The 19,172-nt window shown below is 64.6% G+C and carries 20 protein-coding genes; 8 read left to right on the plus strand and 12 right to left on the minus strand.

Annotation, left to right across the window (positions count from 1 at the left end; all coding sequences use genetic code 11):
- Window positions 1-2 precede the first annotated feature (2 nt).
- The 4 genes from napG to LPZ50_RS00185 are packed head-to-tail and all read left to right on the plus strand — an operon-like array spanning window position 3 to window position 2,800.
- Complete coding sequence (gene napG, locus LPZ50_RS00170) at window positions 3-785, plus strand: ferredoxin-type protein NapG (RefSeq protein WP_230656173.1); 783 nt, start codon at window positions 3-5, stop codon at window positions 783-785.
- Window positions 782-1,720: a quinol dehydrogenase ferredoxin subunit NapH gene (gene napH, locus LPZ50_RS00175; protein ID WP_230656175.1), complete on the plus strand. Its 939-nt coding sequence runs from the start codon at window positions 782-784 to the stop codon at window positions 1,718-1,720. The genes napG and napH overlap by 4 nt, the downstream gene beginning before the upstream one ends.
- Complete coding sequence (locus LPZ50_RS00180; protein ID WP_230656178.1) at window positions 1,717-2,169, plus strand: nitrate reductase cytochrome c-type subunit; 453 nt, start codon at window positions 1,717-1,719, stop codon at window positions 2,167-2,169. Before napH ends, LPZ50_RS00180 begins: the two co-directional genes overlap by 4 nt.
- Window positions 2,170-2,182: 13 nt before the next feature.
- Window positions 2,183-2,800, plus strand: coding sequence for a NapC/NirT family cytochrome c (locus LPZ50_RS00185; RefSeq protein WP_230656181.1), 618 nt, complete (start codon window positions 2,183-2,185; stop codon window positions 2,798-2,800).
- 12 nt (window positions 2,801-2,812) lie between these two features.
- Here the strand turns inward: LPZ50_RS00185 and LPZ50_RS00190 are convergent, their stop codons facing one another.
- From LPZ50_RS00190 to fabG, 12 genes are all read right to left on the minus strand, one after another.
- On the minus strand, window positions 2,813-3,706 hold the full coding sequence (locus LPZ50_RS00190) for a ZIP family metal transporter (RefSeq protein ID WP_230656184.1): 894 nt from the start codon (window positions 3,704-3,706) through the stop codon (window positions 2,813-2,815).
- A 34-nt stretch (window positions 3,707-3,740) separates the two neighbouring features.
- Complete coding sequence (locus LPZ50_RS00195) at window positions 3,741-4,355, minus strand: superoxide dismutase (protein ID WP_230656187.1); 615 nt, start codon at window positions 4,353-4,355, stop codon at window positions 3,741-3,743.
- A gap of 59 nt (window positions 4,356-4,414) precedes the next feature.
- On the minus strand, window positions 4,415-4,891 hold the full coding sequence (locus LPZ50_RS00200; protein WP_230656190.1) for a hypothetical protein: 477 nt from the start codon (window positions 4,889-4,891) through the stop codon (window positions 4,415-4,417).
- 128 nt (window positions 4,892-5,019) lie between these two features.
- Entirely contained in the window at window positions 5,020-6,234 is a 1,215-nt protein-coding gene (locus LPZ50_RS00205; protein ID WP_230656193.1) for an NAD(P)/FAD-dependent oxidoreductase, read from the minus strand.
- 160 nt (window positions 6,235-6,394) lie between these two features.
- Window positions 6,395-7,210: an enoyl-CoA hydratase/isomerase family protein gene (locus tag LPZ50_RS00210; RefSeq protein ID WP_230656196.1), complete on the minus strand. Its 816-nt coding sequence runs from the start codon at window positions 7,208-7,210 to the stop codon at window positions 6,395-6,397.
- Between the two features lie 31 nt (window positions 7,211-7,241).
- The gene (locus tag LPZ50_RS00215) at window positions 7,242-8,372 is read right to left on the minus strand and encodes a CaiB/BaiF CoA transferase family protein (protein WP_230656199.1); all 1,131 of its coding nucleotides are present in this window, start codon (window positions 8,370-8,372) and stop codon (window positions 7,242-7,244) included.
- A gap of 25 nt (window positions 8,373-8,397) precedes the next feature.
- A complete protein-coding gene (locus LPZ50_RS00220) occupies window positions 8,398-9,135 on the minus strand; it encodes an IclR family transcriptional regulator (RefSeq protein ID WP_230656202.1) in 738 nt (245 codons plus the stop codon).
- 63 nt (window positions 9,136-9,198) lie between these two features.
- The gene (locus LPZ50_RS00225) at window positions 9,199-10,350 is read right to left on the minus strand and encodes an acyl-CoA dehydrogenase family protein (RefSeq protein ID WP_230656205.1); all 1,152 of its coding nucleotides are present in this window, start codon (window positions 10,348-10,350) and stop codon (window positions 9,199-9,201) included.
- 16 nt (window positions 10,351-10,366) lie between these two features.
- Window positions 10,367-11,137: a citryl-CoA lyase gene (locus LPZ50_RS00230; protein ID WP_230656208.1), complete on the minus strand. Its 771-nt coding sequence runs from the start codon at window positions 11,135-11,137 to the stop codon at window positions 10,367-10,369.
- Window positions 11,134-13,278 (minus strand): acetate--CoA ligase family protein, encoded by a 2,145-nt coding sequence (locus LPZ50_RS00235; protein WP_230656211.1) that lies wholly within the window; start codon window positions 13,276-13,278, stop codon window positions 11,134-11,136. The genes LPZ50_RS00230 and LPZ50_RS00235 overlap by 4 nt, the downstream gene beginning before the upstream one ends.
- Window positions 13,275-13,751 carry a MaoC/PaaZ C-terminal domain-containing protein gene (locus tag LPZ50_RS00240; RefSeq protein WP_230656214.1) on the minus strand — a complete coding sequence of 159 codons (477 nt, stop codon included), beginning with the start codon at window positions 13,749-13,751 and terminating at the stop codon, window positions 13,275-13,277. The genes LPZ50_RS00235 and LPZ50_RS00240 overlap by 4 nt, the downstream gene beginning before the upstream one ends.
- Before the next feature lie 42 nt (window positions 13,752-13,793).
- Window positions 13,794-14,546: a 3-oxoacyl-ACP reductase FabG gene (gene fabG / locus LPZ50_RS00245; RefSeq protein ID WP_230656217.1), complete on the minus strand. Its 753-nt coding sequence runs from the start codon at window positions 14,544-14,546 to the stop codon at window positions 13,794-13,796.
- A gap of 190 nt (window positions 14,547-14,736) precedes the next feature.
- On the opposite strand from fabG, the gene LPZ50_RS00250 reads away from it, so the two are divergent.
- Genes LPZ50_RS00250 through LPZ50_RS00265 form a run of 4 tightly spaced genes read left to right on the plus strand, consistent with a single transcriptional unit; the run spans window position 14,737 to window position 19,160 of the window.
- Complete coding sequence (locus tag LPZ50_RS00250; RefSeq protein WP_230656223.1) at window positions 14,737-15,702, plus strand: Bug family tripartite tricarboxylate transporter substrate binding protein; 966 nt, start codon at window positions 14,737-14,739, stop codon at window positions 15,700-15,702.
- 20 nt (window positions 15,703-15,722) lie between these two features.
- Window positions 15,723-16,700, plus strand: a complete 978-nt coding sequence (locus tag LPZ50_RS00255; RefSeq protein WP_230656226.1) for a Bug family tripartite tricarboxylate transporter substrate binding protein — start codon at window positions 15,723-15,725, stop codon at window positions 16,698-16,700.
- A 41-nt stretch (window positions 16,701-16,741) separates the two neighbouring features.
- Window positions 16,742-17,599 carry a MaoC family dehydratase gene (locus tag LPZ50_RS00260; protein ID WP_230656229.1) on the plus strand — a complete coding sequence of 286 codons (858 nt, stop codon included), beginning with the start codon at window positions 16,742-16,744 and terminating at the stop codon, window positions 17,597-17,599.
- A 19-nt stretch (window positions 17,600-17,618) separates the two neighbouring features.
- On the plus strand, window positions 17,619-19,160 hold the full coding sequence (locus LPZ50_RS00265) for an AMP-binding protein (RefSeq protein WP_230656232.1): 1,542 nt from the start codon (window positions 17,619-17,621) through the stop codon (window positions 19,158-19,160).
- Window positions 19,161-19,172: the final 12 nt, after the last annotated feature.

Genomic DNA, 19,172 nt, shown 5'->3' on the forward strand with positions numbered 1-19,172 from the left:
CCATGACGGACCCCACGCCCATCCACTCGCCCGCGCGCCGCCAGTTCCTGCAGCAATCGGCGGCTGCCGCCGGGGGAGCTTGCGCCCTGGCGCTGGGCTTGGCTCTGTACGCGCGGCAGGCCGGGTCGCTGCCCGCCTCCGCGCTGCGCCCGCCCGGCGCACTGGCTGAAGGCGACTTCCTGGCGGCTTGCATTCGTTGCGGGCTGTGCGTGCGTGCCTGCCCGTACGACACTCTGAAACTGGCGCCGCTGGGTGTGCCGGTTCCCACGGGCACGCCATACTTCGACGCGCGCAGCGTACCCTGCGAAATGTGCGACGACATTCCCTGTGTGCCAGCCTGCCCCACCGGAGCGCTGGACCACGGGCTGACACACATCGAAAACGCACGCATGGGCCTGGCCGTGCTCATCGACCAGGAAAGCTGCCTGAACTTCCAGGGACTGCGCTGCGACGTGTGCTATCGCGTGTGCCCGCTCATCGATGAAGCCATCACGCTGGAACACCAGCACAATCCGCGGTCCGATCGCCACGCCATGCTGCTGCCCACAGTGCATTCCGAGCACTGCACCGGCTGCGGCAAATGCGAGCAAAGCTGCGTGCTGCCCGGCGCCGCCGCCATCAAGGTGCTGCCGCACGCGCTGGCGCAGGGGTCGAAAGCCGATCACTACCGCAAGGGCTGGGAAGAAGCCGAGAAAGCCGGTGGCTCCCTGATTGGCGACCAGGTCCAACTGCCAGTGCGCGGGCTGGACAACCCGCCCGCCATTGCCCCGGGAAGCCGCCCATGACCCCCACGGCTCACGACCCGAAACCCAAGCGCCCCAGCGTCGCAGGCCGAGACCCCACCGCAGCCGCCATTGCCGGCAAGGGCTGGCTGCAAGCGCACCGCTGGTTGTTATGTAGGCGCGCGGTGCAGACGGCCCTGCTGGCCGTTTTCCTGGTAGGGCCGGCCACCGTCTGGCTGGCCCGGCACGGCCACCTGGGCCAGACCTGGTGGCCTGTGAAGGGCAACCTGGCGTCCAGCCTTACGCTGGACTGGCTGCCGCTCAGCGACCCATATGTGCTGCTGCAAAGCCTGCTGGGCGGGCATGCGCCATTGGGCACGGCCCTGCTGGGCGGCGCCATCGTGCTGGCGTTCTACCTGTTGCTGGGCGGGCGCCTGTATTGCGCCTGGGTATGCCCCATCAACCCTGTCACCGACGCCGCCGCGTGGTTGCGCCGCAAGCTGAAGCTGCGCCCGCCGGGCCGCATGCCGTCCAAGGCATTGCGCCTGTGGCTATTGGCGGCCACGCTGCTGGCCTCGGCGGCCACTGGCACCATCGCGTGGGAATGGGTCAACCCTGTGTCCATGCTGCACCGGGCCCTGGTGTTCGGCTTCGGCGCAGCATGGGCGTTGGTGCTGGCGGTATTTCTTTACGACCTGCTGGTGGCGCCGCGTGGCTGGTGCGGCCATGTCTGCCCGGTCGGTGCGTTCTATGGCCTGCTGGGCAAGCGCGCGCTGCTGCGTGTCAACGCCGCCGGCCGCGCCGCGTGCGACGACTGCATGGACTGCTACGCCGTCTGCCCCGAACCCCAGGTGATCCGCCCCGCCCTGAAGCAGGCAGGCCAGACCCACCCCGTCATTCTTGCATCCGACTGCACCACCTGCGGCCGCTGCATCGACGTCTGCCCCCAACACGTATTTCGAATGAGCCACCGGTTCCGTCACAGGAGTGAACCATGAAACGCGCCCTGCAAAACATCGCCCTCTGCCTGTTCGCGGGCCTGCTGGCCGGCATGCCACCGGCACTGGCCAGCGACGCCTCTGTCAAGAGCCTGCGCCAGAACCCCGTGAGCGGCGTCGAACAAGACACCAGCCACTATCGGCAGGAACTCGACGTGGGCGCCACGCTGCCGCGGGATTTCGTGCAGCAGCCGCCGCTGGTGCCCCACGCCAGCAGCAACTATCCCGTTACGCTGAAATTCAACAAATGCCTGGACTGCCATTCCTGGGGCCGCGCCCAGGCCACCCAGTCGCCCAAGATATCCATTACGCATTTCCGCGATGCCCAGGGCCGCGAGCTATCCACCGTCAGCCCGGGCAGGTACTTCTGCATGCAGTGCCATGTCACCCAAAGCGATGCGAAGCCGCTGGTGGAAAACATCTTCCAGCGTGTCCCCGGCCTGAACTGAGCGAGCGTGCAGCATGAAACCCATCAAATGGATAAGTACCCTGCCGCGGCGCGCATGGGCCCTGGCATTCAGCGGGCTGGGCCTGGCATTCGCGGCGGGCGTGGTGTTCTGGGGCGGCTTCAACACGGTAATGGAATGGACCAACACTGAAGCCTTCTGCATCTCGTGCCATGAAATGAAGCAGAACGTCTACCAGGAATACCGCAATACGGTGCACTACTCGAACCGCACAGGGGTACGCGCCGTATGCTCTGACTGCCACGTACCCAAAGAATGGGGGCCCAAGATGCTGCGCAAGCTGTATGCGTCCAACGAGCTGCTGCATCACTTCCTGGGCACCATCGATACCCCCGAAAAATTCGAGGCAAAGCGTGCCACGCTGGCACAGAACGAATGGCGCCGCATGAAAGCCAACAACTCGCAGGAATGCCGCAACTGCCACGACTACAGCTACTTCGACTACACCGGCCAAGGCGCCCGGTCTGCCCGCATGCACCAGCAAGGGCTGGAATCCGGCCAAACCTGCATCGACTGCCACAAAGGCGTGGCGCACAGCCTGCCGGCCATCGAGCAATCAATCGGCCAGCCCAAGCCCGGCGGTGTTCCCGCCCAGGCGCTGCACCCCCGGTAACCCCCCCCGTGATCAGCCCAGCGCGGTATCCAGCAGCATCATCAGGACAAAACCTATCATCAAGCCGCAGGTGGCAAATACTTCATGCCCCTTGCGGTGCGATTCAGGAATGATCTCGTGGCTGATCACGAACAGCATGGCACCTGCCGCGAAGCCCAGGCCCCAGGGCAACAACGCTACCGACCACCCCACGACCAGTGCGCCCACGACGGCGCCCAGGGGTTCGACCAGGCCTGACAACATGCCCAGCGCCACCGCGAAGCTGCGGCGGTAGCCCGCGCCCAGCAAAGCCAGCGCCACTACCAGGCCTTCGGGCACGTCCTGGATGGCGATACCGGTGGCCAGCGCGCTACCGCGCATGGGGTCCGTGCCGACATAGCCCACGCCGATGGCCAACCCCTCGGGCAGGTTATGCAGCGCAATCGCAAACACGAACAGCCAAGTTCGGCGCAAGCGGCTGGCCTCGGGGCCCTCTTTACCCTTGATGAAATGCTCGTGCGGCAGCACGCGATCCATCATCAACAGCACCGCGGCCCCCAGCAACAAGGCGCCGCCCACGATCAGGCCCGCCCCCCAGGGGCCGTGGCCCAGGTCTTCGGCTGCCGCGATGCCTGGCGCCACCAGCGAGAACGCGCAAGCCGCCAGCATGACGCCGGCCCCGAAGCCGAACATGGTGTCCTGGGTTTTCTGGGACAAGGTCTGCGAGAACATCACCGGCACGGTGCCTAGGGCGGTGGCGGCGGCGGCCATCATGCCGCCGGCCAGCGCGTCGGCCACATGCGGCGCGCGCGGCACCAGGAACGACCACAGGGCATGCGCCCCCAGGCAGGCCACCAGCAAGGCCAGCGTCCAGACGCTGATGCTGGTGAGCTGCGGACGGACGCGATGTCGGCTGAAAGTGTTCATACCGGCCTTGTGCAGTGAGTGCCGCGCCTACGGGTCAGGCCAGGGCGGCTTCGTAGCGGCGCGCCACTTCGGCCCAGTCGATCACATTGAAAAATGCGCCGATGTATTCGGGGCGGCGGTTCTGGTACTTCAGATAATACGCGTGTTCCCACACGTCCAGCCCCAGGACGGGAGTATTGCCGTCCATCAGCGGGCTGTCCTGGTTGGCGGAGCTTTCCACCTTCAGCTTGCCTTGCGGGGTCACACTCAGCCAGGCCCAGCCGCTGCCAAAGCGCGTCAGCGCAGCCTTGGTAAAGGCTTCGCGAAAAGCTTCCATGCCGCCCAGTTCGGCGTCAATGGCGGCCGCCAGGCGGCCTTCGGGCTGGCCACCGCCCTTGGGCGACATCACGGTCCAGAACAGGCTGTGGTTGGCGTGGCCGCCGCCATTGTTGCGCACCGGCCCACGCACCGATTCCGGCAAGGTGTCGATGCGAGCCACCAGCGCTTCCACCGGCTCGTCCGAAGGCAGGCCGGCACCTTCCAGCGCGGCATTCAGGTTGTTGATGTATGTCTGGTGATGCTTGGTGTAGTGGATTTCCATCGTCTGCGCATCGATGTGCGGCTCCAGCGCGTCGTAGGCATAAGGCAGATCGGGCAAGGTATAGGGCATGCGACTCTCCTGGTTCTGGCGCTCCGGCGGGAGCGATTCAAGGGATATAAGGGCGGCGGTCAATGCCACGGTTCGGTGCTGTCGTGCCATGGCAGCGCGGCCGCGCGGCGCGCGCGCTCATGGCCGGGATGGTGCCGCAGGAACTGCAGCAGCTCGGCATACGTGACACGACCGTGGCGCAATGCCGCATCGCGCCAGCGGGCATCTAGCGTGGCGTCGACCGCCATCTCATGCAGCAACTCATGTGCCTGGCATACATGCGCCCCGGCCAGGTCATCGCGCTGGCCGCGCCCGTGCAGTTCGGCCAGGTTATGGTGCGACACCACCAGCGCGGCCACGGCGGCGTCCGCATCGGTGGACCGCCCCGGCAGCGCATCCGCCAGGCTCAGCGCCACCCGGTACTGCGCAAGCGCCCCGTCTGCATCACCGCGCTCCAGCGCGCGATTACCGCGCAGCGTAGCCCGCTGCCACGCGCTCAGGCAGGGTTCGGTAACAGGCCGCAGCACGGCCGCGGAACGGGATTGGATCTGGACCATCGTGCTTCCCCCGGGAAAGCATGGTGCTGCTCATTAAAGAGAATTCAAATGATAGTCATTTTTATTTGATATCACAAATAGCAGCGATCCAGGCTGGTCCCGCCCTTGTCTTTCGGCCGCGATATGCGCTATAGCGCGCGGCCGCAAGCCATGGCCGATGCCCAGGCCCACTGGAAGTTGTAGCCGCCCAGCCAGCCGGTGACATCCACCGCTTCGCCGATGAAATACAGCCCCGGCACCTGGCGCGCCTGCATGGATTTCTGGTCGAGCCCGCGCGTGTCGACTCCGCCGCGCATCACCTCGGCCTTCTTGTAGCCGGCCGTGCCGCTGGGAACCAGCGACCACTGATGAATGCCCTGGGCCAGGGCGCGCAAGGTCTTGTCCGGCGTATCCGCCAGACGCACGGTGGCCAGGCCGGCCTGGCCGCCCTGTTCGGCCGCCTCCAGCCATTGGTCGGCCAGCCGACGCGGCCACAGGCCGGCGAGCACAGTGTGCAGTTGCTGGCGGCTGCCCGGCTTGGCCGCGATCAGCTCGCCGGCCAGGTCGCGCCCCGCGGCCAGGTCGATCACGATGGGCTGGCCTGGCTGCCAATAGCTGGATATCTGCAGGATCGCCGGGCCCGACAGGCCGCGGTGCGTGAACAGGAGATCTTCCAGGAACTCGCCGCCGCTGCGGCCCGAACCGGTGCGCAGCGACACTTCCAGCGCCACACCGGAAAGCTCGGCAAAGGGTCGCCACTGCGCGGCGTCGAAAGTCAGCGGCACCAGGGCGGGCCGGGGCTCGACCACTTTCAGGCCGAACTGCCGGGCGACTTTCAGGCCGAAGTCGGTGGCGCCCAACTGGGGAATGGCCATGCCCCCGGTGGCGATCACCAGCTTGGCGGCACGGATCTCGCCCTGGCTGGTGCGCAAGGCATAACCGGCATCGGCCGGGGCGATTTCGTCCACCTGGCAAGGCATGCGCCAATGGACGTTGCCGGCCTGGCATTCGGCGCGCAGCATCTCGATGATGGATTCGCTGCTGTCGTCGCAGAACAGCTGGCCGCGGTGTTTCTCGTGCCAGGCAATGCGATGGCTGCGCACCAGGCCCAGGAAGTCCTGCGGCGTGTAGCCGGCCAGCGCCGAGCGGCAGAAATGCGGGTTCTCTGACAGGAAGTTGGCCGGGCCGGCACCGATATTGGTGAAGTTGCAGCGGCCGCCACCCGAAATGCGGATTTTCTCGGCCAGGCGCTTGGCGTGGTCGATCAGCACGACCTTCAGGCCACGTTGGCCGGCCACCGCGGCGCACATCATGCCGGCCGCGCCGGCGCCGACTACGGCGACGTCATAGGCGGGCAAAGTCATGGCGCGGGCACGGGTGCTGGCAAACAGGAAGAAACCGGCCGCACGGGCGTGCACCCGGGAGCGACGGGCGGGACAGGCGCGTAACGAAAAGGTGGGGACGGCGGCATAGCCCGCTATTTGACCAGATTGCCGACTCGGGCGGGACGCCCCCGGCCGCAGGCTAGGACTCCGGTTCCGCGGCAGCCCATTGGTAGAGCGGCGACTGCTTTTCCATGAAACGGGCCGCGGCCGCGCGATGGTATTCGGTCGAACGCGCGATGCCCTGGCCGGCGGCTTCCATGTCCAGCATGGTATTCATGTCGCTGTTCAGCGATGCGTTGAACAATCGCTTGGTCAGGCTCAGGGCGGCCAGGGGCAATTGACTCATGCTGGCCGCCAGCGACCGGGCTCGCTGATGGACGCGCGACTCGGGGTGGATCTCGAACACGATGCCCATGTCGCGTGCCTCTTCGGCGCCGAACTCGCGTGTCGAGAAAGCCAGTTCTTTTGCGCGCTGCAGGCCGACGATACGCGGCAGCGTATAGAACACGCCGCAATCTGGCACCGCCCCCAGCCGCAAGAACGACAAACAGAAACGCGCGCGCGGCGACGCCAGGACCAGGTCGGCCGTCAAGGCCAGGCCCACGCCCGCCCCGTATGCCGGGCCATCCACGACGGCAATGACCGGGCGGTCCAGGTTGAGCAGGTCGGAAATCACCACCTGTAGATTCAGCATGCGGTCGCGCGCGGCATCGGCGGCGGTGTCCGCGGTCATGGTGCGAATATCGCCACCCGCGCAAAAGGCGCCACCCGCACCTTGTATGACCAGCACCTTGATATCGCGATCGCGGCGCACGGCGGCCACGATGTCACCGAGTTCCTCGCGCATGGCCTGGTCCAGCGCGTTGCGCTGGGCAGGCCGGTTCAGCGTCAACGTGGCGACGTGGTCGACGACTTCGTACTGCACGGCCCGGTAGGCCAGGCTGGCTTGCTGCATGTCTACTCCTTGTATATGGCATGGAGTGCCATCAGGCAATGGTGCCCGTTTTCCTCAGGTTGGCAATGTCTTCGGCGGATCGTCCCAGCTCTTGCAGCAATGCGTCGGTGTGCTGGCCCGGCGGGGAAACCGGCCCCGGCGCGCCCTGCGTCCGGCTGAAACGCGGCGCGGGCGCGGGATGCGTAATGCCGCCAGTCTCGACAAAGCCGTTCCTGGCCCGGTAGTGCGGATGGACGCGGGCCTCGTCGAAGTCGAGCACCGGCGCGAAGCAGGCGTCGGTGCCTTCGAGCAGGTCGCACCATTGATCGCGGGTTTTCATGGAAAACATCTGCTCGAGTTTGATCCGCAAGGCAGGCCACTGGGCGCGGTCCCATTGCTGTTGGAAATCGGGATCACGAATATCGCAGCGTTCCAGCAGCAAGGCATAGAATTGAGGTTCGATCGCGCCGATGGAAATGAACTTGCCGTCGGCGCATGCGTAGCATCCATAGAATGGCGCACCGCCGTCGAGCATGTTCGCCTGCCGGTGCGTGCTCCACTTCCCGCTGGCAAGCATTCCGTGATAGGCCGTGGCCAAAGTGGAAACGCCGTCGCAAATCGCGGCGTCCACGATTTGGCCCTTGCCGCCTTGGCGGGCTTCGAGCAGCGCCGACACAATTCCCAGCGCCAGCATCATGCCGCCGCCGCCGATATCGCCAAGCAAATGCAGGGGCGGCGTCGGAGGCCGATCGGCATGGCCCATGGCGTGCAGGGCGCCCGTGATGGCGATGTAGTTCAGGTCATGCCCCGCCGCATGCGCCAACGGCCCGGTCTGCCCCCATCCCGTCATACGCCCATACACCAGGCGAGGATTGCGTTTCAGGCATACCTCGGGCCCCAGCCCCAGCCTTTCCATGACGCCGGGGCGAAAACCCTCGATCAAGGCATCGGCCGAATCAGCCAGGTCAAGCACGATGTCGATGGCGCCGGGTTGCTTGATGTCCAGGGCGATCGAGCGACGCCCGCGGTCCACGATGGTGCCGCCGCCCCCGAGGAACCCCGCGGCCTTGCGGTCGACGCGGATCACCTCGGCGCCCAGGTCCGCCAGCATCATGGCGCAGAACGGGCCCGGCCCGATTCCCGCCAGTTCCAGTATCCGCACGCCATTCAGTGGCCCTGGCATCTTTCCCCCTGGTATCCGGTTGCGACTACGATTCGAAAAATTCGACGCGGGCCTTGAGCAGAATATCGACATTGGCGTCGAAGTTCTTTTCCATGCGCGAAGTGGGCCCAACCAGTGACATCGCGGTCAGCTGCCCCCCCACGAGCCCGGCAATGCCGATGGCGAACACGCCCTCGTTTCCTTCGTCTTTGGTGTAGAAGTATTTTTTCTCGCGCCCTTCCAGTATCTGCGCGCGCAGCAAGGCCTTGTCGACGATGCTCTTGGCCGTGACGGGCGTCATGGCCAGGCTGTCGATCAGGGCATCGCGCCGCTTGTCGTCCAGCGTGCCCAGCAGCGCCTTGCCCAGCGCCGAGGTGTGCACGTCCACCATCGTGCCGGGCTTGAGCACGTACCGAAGCGCGCGCGGGCTTTCCTGGCAGGCGAATATCTGCACGCGGTTTCCGTCCAGATGCGCACACATCGACGATTCGCCCGATTGCCGGCTAAGGATCTCCAATGCTTCGGAGGCGAAGATCTGCATGGGATCGGCCGCGGCGATGCCCTTGGCCACGTCCAGCAATCGCGCGGTAGGGTGGAAGAATCGAGTCTTGGGAGCCCGCAGCAGATAACCGGCCTGGCGCAGCGTATAAAGCAGGTCGGAACAGCTGCTGTCCGCCAACCCGAGCAAGCGGGCCATCTCCGAATTGCTCAATGGCCGACGCTCTCTTGCGTAGACCTCGAACACTTGAAGCACACGTTGCGCAGTCGGAAGAATCTGAGGCATAGAAATAAATGATTGGCGGTGAAATTCACAGTTTGAATGGCAGCTTTCGCGAGCTGCCGCCGGCTACTTCAGGGCCGATACACCCAAGATTTCCTGTGCAATCAATAGCGACTGGATCTGGTTGGTGCCCTCGGCAATACTCAGGTGCCGTGCGTCGCGATAATAACGCTCGACCGGGAACAAGGCCGTGTAGCCGGCCCCTCCGTGCACCTGCATGGATTGCTCTGCCACGCGCAGAACCGCGTCGGTCGCGTAGCGCTTTGCCATCGAGCACAACATCTGGCTGTCGGCGGCATCCTGATCGAGCGCGGCCGCGGCCCGGTAGCAGAGCAGCCGGGAGGTTTCCACGAGGGTCAGCATGTCCGCAATCATATGCTGCACCAACTGGAAACTGGCAATCGGCCGGCCGAACTGGACCCGCTCGCCGGCATAGCGCACCGCGGCCTGGCAGGCCGCCTCGGCGATGCCCAGGGCCGAGAAAGCCACGACACAACGGCCGATATTCAAGTACTTCTTGGCCAGCGAGAAGCCGCCGCCTTCCTGGCCTATAAGATTGCCTCGGGGAATTTCCACTTCGTCGAATAACAGCTCACCCAGCGGGCAACTATGCATGCCCATCTTCGGAATCGAACTGGCGGAGAATCCCGGCATATTCCGCTCGAACAGCAGGCATGACACCTGCCGCTTGCCGGAATCGCCCGTCCTGACGAATACCACGCCCAGTTCGCACACCGGCCCGAGGCTGATGTAGAGCTTGCGTCCGCTGACTTTCCAGCCTTGCGGGTGGGCCACGGCGCGGGTTTCGATATTGGCGGCGTCCGACCCGATGTTGGGCTCGCTCAAGGCGAAACTGGCGATAGCCTCGCCGCTGAGGATGCGCGGCAGGTGCTTTTCCTTGAGCGCCGGCGATCCGCCGTCGGCAATCACCGAAGCGGCCAGATTGCTGGTGCTGACAATGCTGCGCAACGACGGCCACACCCGCGCCACTTCGGTGATCAGCATGCCGTAAGTGGTCATGGGCAGCGAGAATCCGCCGCTGTCCTCGGGCAGCAGCCCGCCCAGCAGGCCGAAATCCCGCATGGCACGGATGACATCGCCAGGCACCATGCGCGATTCGGCCTCGTGCGCATCGACAAGCGGAGCCACTTCGGCCCGCAAGTAGCGGCGCAAGGCATCCTGCAATTCGACCTGTTCCGCAGACAGCGAAAAATTCATGGGCCATTCCCGCGGATTATTCATTTTTTGCTTGCTCCGCATCCAGTACCAGTTTCCACATGTCGGGCGCTACCGGCGTGCCGGCCTCTTCGATGATATGCGCGATCAGGCCCGCCGTGCGGCCTACCAGCGCCAGGCCACGGGCTGCCTTGGGATCCAGCCCCATTTCAGCCGCGATGGCGCCCATTGCCCCGGCGCCATTGATCGGCAGGAACTTGCCGAATTCGGCATGGTTGACCTGGGCAATGGCATCCAACAGCTTCCAATGCTTGCCGTAGTAGCCATTATCTTGCGACACGCCACGCAACGCCTCGACCCGCGGGTCGCCGTCGACGTGGATCGGATGCCCGACTCCGGCAATGCGCTTCTTCTGCGCCGCGTAGCGGGCCAGCAAGTCGCGCGCGCGTACCGCGAAAGCGTCCGCCGGGCTGTCATCGGCCAGGCCGCGGGCCTCGTCGGACAACATCTGCGCCACATTCTGCGTCACGCCCAGGTACCTGTCGCCCGCTCCCAGCAAGCCCGCCGCCACCGCGCCTTGCAGCGATTCCGGGGCGCCCAGGAAAGTCAGCCGCCCGGCCATCGAAATGGGAGTGAAGCCGTGGTCGCACGAGGTCACCAGGATGACGTTCATCATGCGCTTGAAACGCGGCTCGGGATAACGGCCCAGGATGCAGAGGCACATCATGTCGACGAAGTCGGCGCCGGGAATAATGTCGGTTGACAGATTCTTGCCCCGCACGAAGATGTCCTGCCTGGTGGCATAGCCAATTCTGGTGCGTATCGTCATGATGTTGCTTCCTTGGGCATTGTGGCGAACCGCAAGGGTTCGCCGGTTGTCACGATCAGTGCGTCCAGCGGCATGACACCCTGGCCCGCGGCCCCCAGCCAGACGGGATTGAGTTCCAGTTCCAGCAGCGTATCGGCATGGTGTTCGGCGAATGCGGACACCTTCAGGATCAAGTCCTCCAATGCCGCCAGGTCGCCGGGCGGCTGGCCCCGAACTCCGGCAAGGATGGCGGCGTTGCGGATTTCCGCCAGCAGGTTGCTGGCATCCTGGCGCCGCAGGGGAATCATCCGATGCGCAGTATCGCGCAGCGTTTCCACGAAAATTCCGCCCAGCCCGAAGGTCAGGACCAACCCAAAGGCCGGATCCCGGTGCACGCCCAGCAAGACTTCGTGCCCGCCGGCGGGCAGCATGGCCTCGACCAGCACGCCGTCGATACGGGCCGTGGGCGCGGCGCGCGCCACGGCCTTGCAGATATCTTCGTACGCCTGGACGGCGTCGGTTTCGGAGCGGATATTCAAACGCACACCACCGCATTCGGTCTTGTGCGCGATATCGGCGCTGACGATTTTCATCACGACGGGAAAACCGATATGCGCCGCGATCGAGGCGGCCTGCTCCGGGCTGGCGGCGATTTCGTGACGGGGCATCGGCAAGCCCGCCTGTCGCAGCAGGGCCTTGGCTTGTGCCTCGCTCAGTTGATGCCTTGCAGTCGCCGGCTCGGCAGAAGCAGCGGTAGGCGCAAGGGAATTACCGGGCTGGGCAACGGCACCCGACGGCCAGATGCGCGACAGGGCGGCGATGGCCCCCGACACCGACAAGAATGGCTGCAGCCCATGCTCTTCCAGCAGCTGAAACCCGTCTCCCATGCGGCGGCTCATCCATACCGGAATGATGGGGGTCCGGGTCAAGCGCGATACATCAATGATGGAGCGGGCGATGCTGTCGGTAACCGCTCCGTAATCCATGGGAATGGGGAACAGCACAGCACCAACGTTGGGATCGTCGCAAACCACCCTCAGGCATTCGCTGGCGGCAGCCTGGTCGCGCAGGATATCGGCGGTTGTATCGACCGGGTTGGCGATATTGGCGAAGCCGGGAAGCAACGACTGGAGACTGGCACGGGTGTGCTCCGCGAACGCCGCCATGGGCAGGCCAGCCGTGCCTGCGATGTCGGTTGCCAACGCGGCCGTTCCGCCCGAAAAGGTATAGATGCACAAGCCGCTGCCAGGCTTGGGCGCCCCCACCGCCAGCAGCCGCGTCACCGCCAGCAGCTGGTCCAGGTCGTCGACCTCGATCGCGCCGAACTGCCGGAACACCGCGCTGTTGATCGCGGCGCTACCGGCGATTGAGGCGGTATGCGACTGAGCGGCGCGAACCCCAGCCTCGGAGTGGCCGATCTTCAGCACCACTACGGGTTTGCCGCGCTCGCGGGCCAGTTTCAGCGCCGCGACTAGGCGGCGGCCATCTTTGATACCTTCCATCAGCAGCCCGATGACACGGATCTGTGGGTCCTGGGCCATGCATGCGACGAAATCCGGGATTTCGAGATCGACTTCGTTGCCCGCGGAGAACCACAACCCCACCCCCTGTCCGTGGCTGAGCCCCTGCAGCAGGTTTCGCCCGAGCCCTCCGCCCTGCGTGGCGAGGCCGATAGCGCCGGCATTCAGGTCATGCTTGAAAGCCGGCGAGAATGTCATGCCGATGCAATCGCGGACATTGACGAAACCGGGACAATTGGGCCCGTAGACATGCAGCCCGGTGTCACGGCAAAGTTGCGCGATGTCCTGCTCCAGGGCGCGGCCCGCCTCGCCGGCCTCGGAAAAGCCGGATGACATGACAATGGCGTAAGGGATCCGGCGTTGCGCGCATTGGCGCAAGGTATCCAGCACGCGCGCGGCATTGACGATTACCAACGCGACGTCGATATCCCCTTCGGGAAGCGCTTCGATCGATGGCCAGCAGGGCTGGCCGTCGATTTCGCCGTACGCCGGATTGACGGCATACACATGGCCCGGAATACGCGAATGATGCCGTAGATTCTCGTACAGGCGGCCGCCCTGGCTGGTAGGACGCGGCGACGCCCCCACCACCGCCACATTGGCGGGCTTGATAAAACGCGAAAGGTCGGCGAAGGGCTTCATACGGCGGCTCCGGCATCGCGCATCAGCATGGCGAAATCGGCCTGCACCACCACTTCGCCGCGCTGGTTGACCGCCTCGCGCCGGAAGACCACTTTGACCCTCCCGGGTTTGGCATCGTCCGCGCGGTCGATCACAGTGATCCTCGCATGTACCGTATCGCCGATAAAAGTGGGCTTGGGAAAGCGGCAATTCAGGTCGATCAGCGCAAGTACCAGGGGCTCCAGGCCCCGATAGGCCACGGCCTGGGTCGTCAGGCCGGACAGCACCGACAAGACCAGCAAGCCATGGGCAATACGCTGGCCGAAGCGTGTGGACTTCGCATATTCGGCATCCACATGCAGGCGGTTGAAATCGCCCGACAGGCAGGCAAACTGGACGATGTCGGCCTCGGAAATCGTGCGCCCGGCCGATTCGAACGCATAGCCTACATCGGGCAGCGTCGGCGCGGCGACCGGGGTCGAGGAAGAAGGCATGGTGGTTGTCTCCGGTTCTTGATATGGATTGCTGATAGCGCTTCAGCTCGAATAGCGCCCGCCCGTAACGTGCAGGGTTTCGCCGGTGATGAACCCGGCGCGCTCTGAAGCCAGGAACGCGACCGCATCGGCAATGTCTTCCACTGCGCCCAGCCGCTGCACCGGCTGGCGGGCCAGGGCGTTGGCCTTGAGTGTTTCGTACGTGGACAACGCACGGATCAGGTCGGTTTCCACGAACCCGGGCGCGATCGCGTTCGCCGTGACATTGAACTTGCCCTGTTCATAGGCCAGGGCGCGCGTAAAGCCGATCAGCCCCGCCTTGGCGGCCGAGTAGTTGGTCTGGCCGGGGTTGCCCAGATGTGCCCGGGACGCGATATTGATCACCCTGCCCCAGCGCTTTTCCATCATGGAAGGCAGCGCGGCCTTGGTGCAGTAATAAGCCCCTTTCAGGATCGTATCCACCACGGCGTCCCAATCCGTTTCGGGCATTTTGGCCAGGTATTTGTCGCGCGTGAAGCCCGCATTGTTCACCAGGATGTCGATTGAACCGAACTCCGCCACGGCCTGGTCGGCCAGGGCTTGCACCTGCCCCTGGTCGCAGACATCGGCCACCACGCCCAGCGCCTGGCAGCCGGCTTGCCTGAGTTGGGCGGTGGCCGATTCGACCGCCTGCGGATTGATATCGGTGATGACCACCCGCGCGCCTTCGCGCGCCATGGCCAGCGCCGACGCGTAGCCAATGCCGCGCCCCGACCCCGTGACCAAAGCGACTTTTCCCGTAAGTTGCAAATCCATTTTTTCCCCTTGAAAGCCTGACTGTCATGGCCCTGCGGCCCGTGCCGGACCATCCGGCACTCAATTACGATATACGGAAGAAGTATACGTATTGCCGGATTTCATTGCAATGAAATTCGGTGTGTCGTTATAATCTCCGACATGTCGTATTTATTGCGGCATGACACTTATAAAAAACAGGAGGTGACACATGTCAGTCGGGAAGTTGTTGTCCATGGCTGCAATCAGCCTGGCAATGGCGGGCACCCTGCCCGCCCATGCCCAGTACCCGGACAAGCCAGTCAAGGTCTACGTGGGATTCGCCCCCGGAGGCGCCACCGACCTGCTTGCCCGTTTCTATGCCGAACAGCTCTCGCGCAAGCTGGGTCAACCCTTCATCGTGGAAAATCGCCCCGGCGCCGGTGGCAACGTGGCCATCCAATCGCTGGCGCAGGCCAAGCCCGATGGCTACACCATTGCCATGGGGGCCAACTACATTGCCTCCAATGCGGCGCTCAAGCGCAATTCCTACGATTGGGACAAGGATCTCGCCCCAATCGCCCTGATCGCCTCCACACCCAACATGCTGGTGGTGCCACCGGACTCGCCCTTCAAGAGCGTGGACGACATCATCCGGGCAGCCACCCAGCCGGATTCTTTCCTGACCTTCGGTTCCGCGGGAGTAGGTTCGTCCATCCACCTGTCCGGCGAGCTGTTCAAGGCCATGACCGGCGCCAAGCTGACACATGTGCCCTACAAGGGGGTATCGCCAGCCGAAGTCGCATTGATGGGCGGGGATATCGACATGATGTTCGGCAGCGTGTCCACCGAAGTGCCCTTGGTGCAGGCCGGAAAACTCAGGATCCTGGCCGTGACCGGCCTGGAAAGGATGAAGGTCTTTCCGGACGTGCCCACCCTGGACGAGTCCGGGCTGAAGGGGTTCAACGTGGGCGCCTCGTACATGCTGGTGGCGCCCGCCAATGTGCCGGATGACGCCGTGCAGCGGCTGAGCCGGGCAGTGGCGGACATCAACGCGGGCGCCGAAGCCCCTGCTTATACCGAGCGCCTGTATGCATCGCCCATGCGTGGCGGGCCAGTGGAAGCAAAAGCCTTCCTGCGTTCGGAATTCGAGAAATGGAACAAGCTCGTCGCCGACAACGCCTTGAAGCTGGACTAGCCGCCGTGAAGGAGAACGACATGAGACTTCTGAAGAAAACCATCCTGGCCATGGGCATCTGCATGACGGCACTGCTGGCGGCACCGGCACCGGCCGCCCCGGATTTCCCGTCCAAGCCGATACGCATCATCGCCCCCAGTTCCGCGGGGGGCATCCTGGACCTGACCAGCCGGCTGGTGGGCGAGCGGCTGTCCCGGCAACTGGGCAAACCCGTCGTGGTGGAGAACATGCCCGGCGGAGGCGGCATCATCGGCATGCAGGGCATGCTGAACGCAGCTCCGGACGGCCATACCCTGGTGATGGGCAGCCTGGGCCCGAACGCCGCCAATTATTCGCTGTACAGCAAGTTGCCCTACAAGATGGACGACTTCGCCCCCGTGATCGGCGTCATTTCCATGCCCAGCGTGCTGGTCGTCAATCCCGCCCTGCCCGTGAAGGACCTGGACACGCTGCAGGCTTACGCCAAATCCCGGGACGGCGATATCGCGATGGCCATCTCCACCATGGGTGCTTCCAGCCACCTGATCGGCGAGGTGCTCAAGAGAGAGCTGGGCATATCCGCCATCAACGTGGTCTATAAGGGCGCGGCGCCTGCCATTACCGACCTGGTCGGCGGCCAGGTGGATTTCATGGTCGACAACATGATCACGGCCAAGCCCATGATCGAGTCCGGTCGACTGCGGGCGCTGGCGGTGTTCAGCAAGGAGCGCAGCCCGCTGATGCCCGACGTTCCCACCGTGGCCGAACTGGGCTATCCCCAATTGGCCGGCGGCACATGGCTGGGGTTGTTCGTGTCGGCCAAGACTCCCCCGGAACGCGTACAGCGCCTGAACGCAGCGTTGGAACAGGTACTGGCCGACCCCGGCGTGCGCGAGGCGCTGACCAAGCAAGGCGGGGACCCCATGGGCGGAACCAGCCAGGAATTCGACCGTTACGTGCACCAGGAAACCGAACGCTGGCGCGACGTCATCCAGACTGCCGGCATCAAAGTGCAATAACCCGCGGCCCGCCGCAAGCCCTTGCAAAGGATCACGACTGTATGGCCATTCAATACGAACGTTTGCGGAACTGGCGTTTCGATGACCGCACCGACCACTACAGCGCGCGGGACAGCATCCTGTATGCCCTGACACTGGGCTATGGCAGCCAGCCCACGGACGAAGACGACCTGCGCTTCGTGCACGAGCAGGATACCCTGGCGGTTCCCACCCGCCTGGCGGTAGTGGGAGCGCCTGGCGCATGGGCCACCCACCCCGATACCGGCATCGACTGGGTGCGGCTGCTGCACGGCGAGCATCGCATGACGTTTCATGCGCCGGTACGGGCCGAGGCGGCGATCGTCAGCAAGACACGCGTCACGCACGTGGTCGACAAAGGCGCCGACAAGGGTGCCCTGGTCGTCACCGCTCGCGAGATCTCCGATGCAGCCGGCGGCCAACCGCTGGCCACGATCGAGCATGTGTCGTTCTGCCGGGCCGATGGAGGATTCGGCCCCGGCGACGAACCGCTACCCGCCCTTCCGGCCACCCCGGACGGACCGCCCGACCATGTCGTGCCGGTGCCCAGCCTGCCGCAGGCCGCGCTGCTTTACCGCTTGAACGGCGACCTGAATCCCATTCACGCCCTACCGGCGATGGCGGCCAAAGCCGGATTCGATCGCCCCATCCTGCATGGACTGTGCACATACGGCATGGCGGCCCGGGCGCTTATCAAGACCTGGTGCCCGGTCGAGCCCGCCCGGATGCGCAGCTTCGCCGTCCGTTTCTCGGCGCCCATGTATCCCGGCGAGACCCTGCGGGTCGAAACCTGGCGCCGAGGCGCGTCGGTGCATTTCCGGGCGGTGGCGCACGAGCGCGGCGCAGTGGTGCTGAACAACGGCGTCGCCATCATCGATTGAACACTGGGGGGAAACCTGCATGACACCTATCGAACGCCATGCGCTCGACATGCCCGAACGCATCGCCTATCGCCTCACTCCATCGGGATACGCCGTGACATGGGCCGAGCTGGAACGGCGCACCCGCCAATGCGCCGCCGCGCTGCTCGCCGCCGGGCTCAAGACGGGCGATTCCATCGCGGTATTCATGGAGAACCATCCCTATTACTTCGAGATCCTGTGCGCGGCGCATCGCATCGGCCTTTACTATGTGACGGTGAGCCGGCATCTCAAGCGGGACGAAGTGCAATACATCGTGGACGACTCCGATGCCAGGGTACTGTTCTGCTCGCGCTATACCCTGCAGGAAGTCTCGTATGACGCCTTCCGCGAACGGGGCACGGCATGCGTCATCATGGATGACGAGCGAGCAGGATTCGAGCACTACCCCGACTGGATCGGCCGCTTTCCTGCCGACGCGCCCCTGCCCGAAACGCCCGAGGGCACGGATTTCTGCTATTCGTCCGGCACCACGGGTGTGCCCAAGGGCATCAGGCGTCCGCTGGCGACCGCCAATGGTTTCTTTCGCGCCGACACATCGGCCCGCAGCGCCTGGAAGGCGTTCGACCAGGATACTGTCTACCTGTCCACGGCGCCGTTCTACCACACCGCGCCGGTGCGCTGGAACATGGCGGTGCTGCGCGCCGGCGGCATGTGCGTCATGATGGAAAAGTTCGATCCGGAACAGGCCTTGCGCGCCATCCAGGAGCATCGCATTACGCATTCGCAATGGGTGCCGACCATGTTCATCCGCCTGCTGCGGTTGCCCGAGGCCTTGCGCCATGCCTACGACTTGGGCTCGCTGCGCTACGCGGTGCATGCCGCCGCGCCCTGCCCGGTCGAGGCCAAGGAAGCCATGATCGCCTGGTGGGGCCCCATCCTGTATGAGTACTACAGCGGCACCGAACTGGTGGGCCGGACTTCCCTGGATTCGCACGAATGGCTGCGGCACAAAGGCTCCGTGGGCATTCCCGAATTCGGCAAAGTGCATATCGTGGACGAAAACGGCCAGGAACTCGGGCCACGCCAACCGGGCATCATCTACTTTTCCGGGGGCGGCAGCTTCCAGTATCACAACGATCCCGAGAAAACCCGCAACGCCTACAACGGGCGCGGATGGGCCACCTACGGAGACGTCGGCTACCTGGACGAAGAAGGCTTCCTGTACCTGACCGACCGCCTGTCCAACACCATCGTGTCCGGCGGAGTGAACATCTACCCGCAAGAAGCCGAAAACCGCCTGGCGCTGCACCCGGCGGTACACGACGTCGCGGTCATCGGTGTGCCCAATGAAGAATTCGGCGAAGAAGTCAAGGCAGTGGTGCAACTGGTCGACCCGACACGGGCCAGTGATGCGTTGGCCAATGAATTGATTGCCCATTGCCGGGCACAGCTGTCGCATATCAAGTGCCCGCGCAGCATCAATTTCGTTACCGACATGCCGCGCACCGAATCGGGCAAGTTGCTCAAGCGCCTGGTCAAGCAACGGTACTGGCCCCAAGACATCGGCATCGCGCATTGATTCGCCACGATC

Source organism: Bordetella petrii (assembly GCF_020991325.1).
GTDB lineage: Bacteria > Pseudomonadota > Gammaproteobacteria > Burkholderiales > Burkholderiaceae_B > Bordetella_A > Bordetella_A petrii_E.

Coding starts and splice junctions, on each gene's coding strand:
- napG (WP_230656173.1), top strand. CDS start 3: ATGACGGACCCCACGCCCATCCACTCGCCCGCGCGCCGCCAGTTCCTG.
- napH (WP_230656175.1), top strand. CDS start 782: ATGACCCCCACGGCTCACGACCCGAAACCCAAGCGCCCCAGCGTCGCA.
- LPZ50_RS00180 (WP_230656178.1), top strand. CDS start 1,717: ATGAAACGCGCCCTGCAAAACATCGCCCTCTGCCTGTTCGCGGGCCTG.
- LPZ50_RS00185 (WP_230656181.1), top strand. CDS start 2,183: ATGAAACCCATCAAATGGATAAGTACCCTGCCGCGGCGCGCATGGGCC.
- LPZ50_RS00190 (WP_230656184.1), bottom strand. CDS start 3,706: ATGAACACTTTCAGCCGACATCGCGTCCGTCCGCAGCTCACCAGCATC.
- LPZ50_RS00195 (WP_230656187.1), bottom strand. CDS start 4,355: ATGCCCTATACCTTGCCCGATCTGCCTTATGCCTACGACGCGCTGGAG.
- LPZ50_RS00200 (WP_230656190.1), bottom strand. CDS start 4,891: ATGGTCCAGATCCAATCCCGTTCCGCGGCCGTGCTGCGGCCTGTTACC.
- LPZ50_RS00205 (WP_230656193.1), bottom strand. CDS start 6,234: ATGACTTTGCCCGCCTATGACGTCGCCGTAGTCGGCGCCGGCGCGGCC.
- LPZ50_RS00210 (WP_230656196.1), bottom strand. CDS start 7,210: ATGCAGCAAGCCAGCCTGGCCTACCGGGCCGTGCAGTACGAAGTCGTC.
- LPZ50_RS00215 (WP_230656199.1), bottom strand. CDS start 8,372: ATGCCAGGGCCACTGAATGGCGTGCGGATACTGGAACTGGCGGGAATC.
- LPZ50_RS00220 (WP_230656202.1), bottom strand. CDS start 9,135: ATGCCTCAGATTCTTCCGACTGCGCAACGTGTGCTTCAAGTGTTCGAG.
- LPZ50_RS00225 (WP_230656205.1), bottom strand. CDS start 10,350: ATGAATTTTTCGCTGTCTGCGGAACAGGTCGAATTGCAGGATGCCTTG.
- LPZ50_RS00230 (WP_230656208.1), bottom strand. CDS start 11,137: ATGACGATACGCACCAGAATTGGCTATGCCACCAGGCAGGACATCTTC.
- LPZ50_RS00235 (WP_230656211.1), bottom strand. CDS start 13,278: ATGAAGCCCTTCGCCGACCTTTCGCGTTTTATCAAGCCCGCCAATGTG.
- LPZ50_RS00240 (WP_230656214.1), bottom strand. CDS start 13,751: ATGCCTTCTTCCTCGACCCCGGTCGCCGCGCCGACGCTGCCCGATGTA.
- fabG (WP_230656217.1), bottom strand. CDS start 14,546: ATGGATTTGCAACTTACGGGAAAAGTCGCTTTGGTCACGGGGTCGGGG.
- LPZ50_RS00250 (WP_230656223.1), top strand. CDS start 14,737: ATGTCAGTCGGGAAGTTGTTGTCCATGGCTGCAATCAGCCTGGCAATG.
- LPZ50_RS00255 (WP_230656226.1), top strand. CDS start 15,723: ATGAGACTTCTGAAGAAAACCATCCTGGCCATGGGCATCTGCATGACG.
- LPZ50_RS00260 (WP_230656229.1), top strand. CDS start 16,742: ATGGCCATTCAATACGAACGTTTGCGGAACTGGCGTTTCGATGACCGC.
- LPZ50_RS00265 (WP_230656232.1), top strand. CDS start 17,619: ATGACACCTATCGAACGCCATGCGCTCGACATGCCCGAACGCATCGCC.